This is a genomic window from Bacteroidota bacterium, assembly GCA_018698135.1.
In the GTDB taxonomy this organism is placed as follows: Bacteria; Bacteroidota; Bacteroidia; order CAILMK01; family JAAYUY01; genus JABINZ01.
Genome location: JABINZ010000170.1, coordinates 1 through 5102 on the forward strand (window position 1 = coordinate 1; position 5102 = coordinate 5102).

Annotated in this window: 5 protein-coding genes; all 5 read left to right on the plus strand. The window is 33.4% G+C overall.

The annotated features are described in order from the left end of the window. A partial coding sequence (locus tag HOG71_11355) for a VWA domain-containing protein (protein ID MBT5991435.1) occupies positions 1 to 1311 on the plus strand: 1311 nt, incomplete at its 5' end. A 239-nt stretch (positions 1312 to 1550) separates the two neighbouring features. Next, positions 1551 to 2972, plus strand: a complete 1422-nt coding sequence (locus HOG71_11360) for a DUF1669 domain-containing protein (protein ID MBT5991436.1) — start codon at positions 1551 to 1553, stop codon at positions 2970 to 2972. Further along, the gene (locus HOG71_11365; GenBank protein ID MBT5991437.1) at positions 2959 to 3654 is read left to right on the plus strand and encodes a hypothetical protein; all 696 of its coding nucleotides are present in this window, start codon (positions 2959 to 2961) and stop codon (positions 3652 to 3654) included. Before HOG71_11360 ends, HOG71_11365 begins: the two co-directional genes overlap by 14 nt. 44 nt (positions 3655 to 3698) lie before the next feature. Next, positions 3699 to 4418: a hypothetical protein gene (locus HOG71_11370; protein MBT5991438.1), complete on the plus strand. Its 720-nt coding sequence runs from the start codon at positions 3699 to 3701 to the stop codon at positions 4416 to 4418. A gap of 36 nt (positions 4419 to 4454) precedes the next feature. After that, the coding region (locus tag HOG71_11375; GenBank protein MBT5991439.1) for a hypothetical protein at positions 4455 to 5102 on the plus strand (648 nt) is incomplete at its 3' end.

Below are 5102 nucleotides of genomic sequence, written 5' to 3' on the forward strand. Positions count from 1 at the left end.
TCTCCAACTGATTTGAATACAATAAAACAATTAGCACCCAGTATTTCTAACCAAATAGCAGATATAATAATTGATACAAATAATTATTTCAAACATCCCGAAGATACATTAAAAAGTGAAATAAATTGGATTATAAAAGGAAGTGATGACGCTTTTCAGAACGTTTCACGAACAGGGAAACTCATGTTTCTCTTAAAGGAAGCATTGTGGAAACAAGATTTAGATTTAAATGAAAAGGACAATAAAATTAACTCCACCGTAAAAGAATTAAGGAGTATTATTGAAAAAGGGGGAATAACTAATAAGGAAGAATTTATATCAAAAACTGAAATATATACCAATAAGTTTTTAGAAATGTTTCATTTAGATAGAATTGATTCTGAAACATCTCAACAAGCATTGGGAGATTCTGTTCCATCAAAAGATGGAGGTGAAGAGGGTGAGAGTATAATCATTTCTGATCCCGACAAAGTAAAAGATGCAATTAATCAGTTAGCACAAGAGACAAGCGTCGATGAGTTTTTAGATATATTAGAATCTTCTGGTATAAAGACTTTATCCGAGGAGGAAAAGGAAATAGTTTGGTTCGAGGCCCAAAATATTGACGAAATTCCACTTGTAATTGATACATCTACAAAATCTAAAAATGAATTGTCATTCCCATCATCATGGAATATTGGAGATCCTGTAGAAGATTTAGATTTGCTACTCACATTACAAAGTATGCCAAAAATATTACCAGGTATATCTACAAAAAAATGGGAAAAACAATACTCGTCAATTAAAGGTGCCGATAAAAAGGATTCTGATTTATTATTGGTTATTGATACATCAGGAAGTATGGGGAGCATTAAGGAACAAGGAAGCAGGTTAAATGAAGCCGTCCTTGCTTCTTTTGGTTTTGTAAAATACTTTGAAAATAAGAAAGCTGAGATCGCACTAGTTAACTATTCTTCTACTAGAAAAACTCAAAATTGGACAAAACAGTATGAACTTATCAAGAAACTGCTATTGTTCAGTTGGGGAAGTGGTACCGAATTCCCGATAAATTCAATTGAAAATTTAGTTGAAGAGAAGAAGGATAATTTAGTTATTGTTGTGATGACCGATGGTGAAATTCAAAACTGGAATCAAACATTTGATTTGTTTAAGGAATTATTACAATTAAGAAACAAGGTGTTTCTATTTCTAATGGATGGATCAACCAATAAAGATAAATATGATGATTTAAAAAATTATGGTGGATTCGTCGAGGATGTTTCCACAGTGAATGAAATTAGAAATATTGTATTTAGTGAGATAGCAGAATGACAACAGTGCATAGCCTACAACAAAATGAAACTGATTTCATAGTGCACCCTCCAGCATGCTATTTAAATACTAAAATTGGTCTTAAGTCTGTGTAGCGTCAAAAACCTTTGGATTGGTGATGGTCCATCAAATAATGGTGGGCTTGGCTTCTTTGGAATAGTTCGCTAATATTGTATTTATTCATGTAATTTGTTTCTAACACATAATGCTAAACAATTAAAATTAATTTCTACTAAATCATGGAAATAAAAGCATATTTCGAAAATATTCAAAAGCAAATTATTGCTGAATTAGATAAATCTGAGAAATCAATCCGAATTGCTGTTGCGTGGTTTACAGATGAAGAAATTTTTAATCTATTGTGTAACAAAACCAAAGATAATGTTGAAGTAGAATTAGTTCTCATTGATGACCATATCAATAAAGGAAGTAATATTGAATTTGATTTGTTCACTAATGCTGGGGGTTCTATATATTGGATTGATTCTTCTAATCAAGGAAATGGGATAATGCATAATAAGTTTTGCATTATTGATAATAATATTATTGTGACTGGTTCTTATAATTGGAGTAAACAAGCTAAGAAAAATTACGAGAATATCTCTGTTATCTACGAAGATCACAATTTAGTAACTCAATATATTAATGAGTTTAACTACATCAAATCTCGCCTTTCTGGGAGTCCATTTCAAGAAATAAAACTTTCCACTGAGTTAATCCTAAAACGGATTGAAGCTCTTAAGACAGTTATTGCACTAGAAGACATTGAAGATATTAGAACTCAATTGGTTAAAATATCAAATATGGTAGACGATGTTGGCAATACTTCATGGTCAGGTATTTCGAAAGTAAAGGACATTATTGAACTTGTCAAGAGTAATAATTATCATCAAGCGATTAGTAAAATTAATATCTTACTACAGCAACAAAGACAGATAACTGTGTATCAAGATCCAGAGATTGCTGCTTTAAAGCTTGAGATTCGAGCTTTTGAATATCAAGTTTCTTCTCTCCAAGATGAGCTTACAGAAGTCGAGAAATTAATACACTTATATGAGGTTAGGCATAATCAAGAATTAGGATCCATTTTATGCCATTTGTTACGTATAAGGATAAAAATATTTAAAGAACAGGCTAAAGATGATGCAAATAAACAAGCTGATTATGATGAAGCCAAAAGAGATTTTGAGGAGTTTAACAAATCCTATAAAGAATTAGAAAAAGAAAAAATAAATGATCTTCCTGAAAAGGATATGAAAGAATTAAAAAAGTTATTTAGAGAGGCTTCAAAAAAATGCCATCCTGATGTAGTTTCTGATGAATTACATGATAAGGCTGCTGAGCTGTTTATCAATTTGCATAAAGCGTACAAAGCAAATGATTTAAATAAAATAAAAGAATTAGCTAAAGAACTTGAGCAAAACGACCCGTTTATTCCTATGTCAGAAACAATTGAAAACAAATCAAAATTTCTTTCAAAAATAACTGAATTGAGAAAAGTTAGAAATGAGTTATTGAGAAAACTGAAAGAGGTGAAGGGGTCGGAAGTATATGAAACTGTTGCTAAGATTACTAACTGGAACTCTCATTTTTCAGGAATTAAAAAGAAGTTGCAATCTGAATTAGATTCCTTGGAAAAACTTGATTATGACAGAAGATAAATCTAAATCACTAGCCATCCACCATAATAATTCCCTTGCCCGGGTTGAAAGGAGTATAGCAATAACTAATAAGCTCCTTTCAATAATCGATGATACAGTAACAGATATTGATGGAAATGTTCACAAAACGGTGAAAATAGGTAACCAAACTTGGATGGCTGAAAACCTGAAGGTAACACACTATCGGAATGGAGACCCTATCCCAACCGGATTTAGCGATGAAGAATGGGCTAGTTTAAATGTTGGGGCATATTGTTTTTATGATGATGATCCGAAAAATATTGAAGTATATGGGAATCTATATAACTTGTCCTCGGTAATTGAAGATAGAATTTTAGCGCCAAATGGATGGCATATTCCAACTCATCAAGAATGGCTAGAACTTGTAGACTATCTTGGGGGTGCAGGCATAATAGGCGGTATCTTAAAAGAAAAGGGGGTTGATCTTTGGAATAGGCCTAATCGAGGAGCCTTAAATGAAGTAGGGTTTGCTGCCCGTCCTGGGGGAGACCGTGGATCCGATGGGAATTATAGTTGCATAGGTTCTGAAGGGATTTTTTGGTCTACAACTAAGAACTATTGCTTTCATAGCAATGGTCCCAATTTATTATATATGTCGGAAGGTAATCCGAAAACTTGGATTGGATTGAGGGGTTTCTCAGTTAGATGTATAAAAGATTAAAAATAAGTTGCAATCTGAATTAGAATCTTTGGAAAACTTGAATTATGACAAAAGATAAATCCAGTTCACTAGTCGTCCACCAAAATGATAGCCTTGCTCGAGTTGAAAGGCGTATCACATTAACTAACAAACTCCTTTCAACGATCGATGAAACTGTCACGGATATTGATGGTAATGTGTACAAAACAGTAAAGATTGGGGATCAAGTATGGATGGCTGAGAACCTAAAAGTCACTCATTTTAGAAATGGAGATCCTATCCCAACTGGATATAGTGATGATGAGTGGGCAAACTTATCTGAAGGAGCATTTTGTTTCTACAATGATGAACAGAAAAATATTGATATCTATGGAAATATTTACAACTGGTATGCAGTAAGTGATAAACGAGGAATCAGTCCAGAGGGATGGCATGTACCTTCATATGAAGAATGGAAAAAATTATTTGATTTCTTTGAAGATAGTGTATGTAGTCAGTTGGCAGGAAATGCTAATTTATGGGAAAATGTGCGATTTCAAAATGCAGGTGCAGACTTAAGAAGCAATCCTAAATTTGGATTGTCCAAATTCAATATCCTTCCTGGTGGAGAACGAGATTGGCATTACCACTTTACTGGTATCGGGTTTAGAAGTATATTTTGGGCTCATTACGGACATAGAACATGGGGTTTTACTATAAGCCAAAATAATAGCGGTTTCGATGGCCATCCGGTTTTTTTAAATGGAAAACTGAGTGGCAAATCGATTCGTTGCCTGAAAGATTGAGCTGCTATTTTTCAAAACCTATAAAGGGATAATACCTTGAAAACACAAAAATTTATAAAATTATCAAAGCGTTACATTCGTGAAGAGAATTTTTCAACAGAACTTGCAGAAAATCTTGGACTTTTAGATGTGGGTGATTTTGAAGATGCAGAAACGGAATCAAATGTTGGGACAAGAAAAGCTGATATTGTAGCCACTGGGAATGACGGGATATTAGTTATTGAAAATCAATTTGGCAAAGCCGATTGGGATCATTGGGGAAGGCTTGAAGCCTATGCAAGATTAAAAGAATCGAATGTTGCCATATTAGTTGCAGAGGAATTTGAGGAGTTAATGATTGTGACATGCAATCTGAGAAATGAGGATAGTAAAATTGATTGGTACTTGATTCAAGCAAAAGTTAACGAGCATGGCGAATTTTCATTCCATCATATTGTACGACCAACTATTGATCTTCAAACAGAACGAAAAAATATAAAATATAGTGAATTTTGGGAACCAATTAGAAAATCAGGATTGTTTGCAGGGAAGCCTGTTCCAGCAAGAGATGAGGGTTGGTTAGGAAAAGGAATAAAGGGAATAACTATATATTTACAGTTAAATAATCATGCTTGCTCAATTCTGCTATCATTTCAAGGCGACAATCGTATGCAGAAAAGAGAAAGAGTAATTGAATTGTTTCCA

What these genes read in the sequence shown, in the direction of transcription:
- HOG71_11370 (MBT5991438.1), top strand. Translation starts at nt 3,699, where the DNA reads ATGACAAAAGATAAATCCAGTTCACTAGTCGTCCACCAAAATGATAGC.
- HOG71_11365 (MBT5991437.1), top strand. Translation starts at nt 2,959, where the DNA reads ATGACAGAAGATAAATCTAAATCACTAGCCATCCACCATAATAATTCC.
- HOG71_11360 (MBT5991436.1), top strand. Translation starts at nt 1,551, where the DNA reads ATGGAAATAAAAGCATATTTCGAAAATATTCAAAAGCAAATTATTGCT.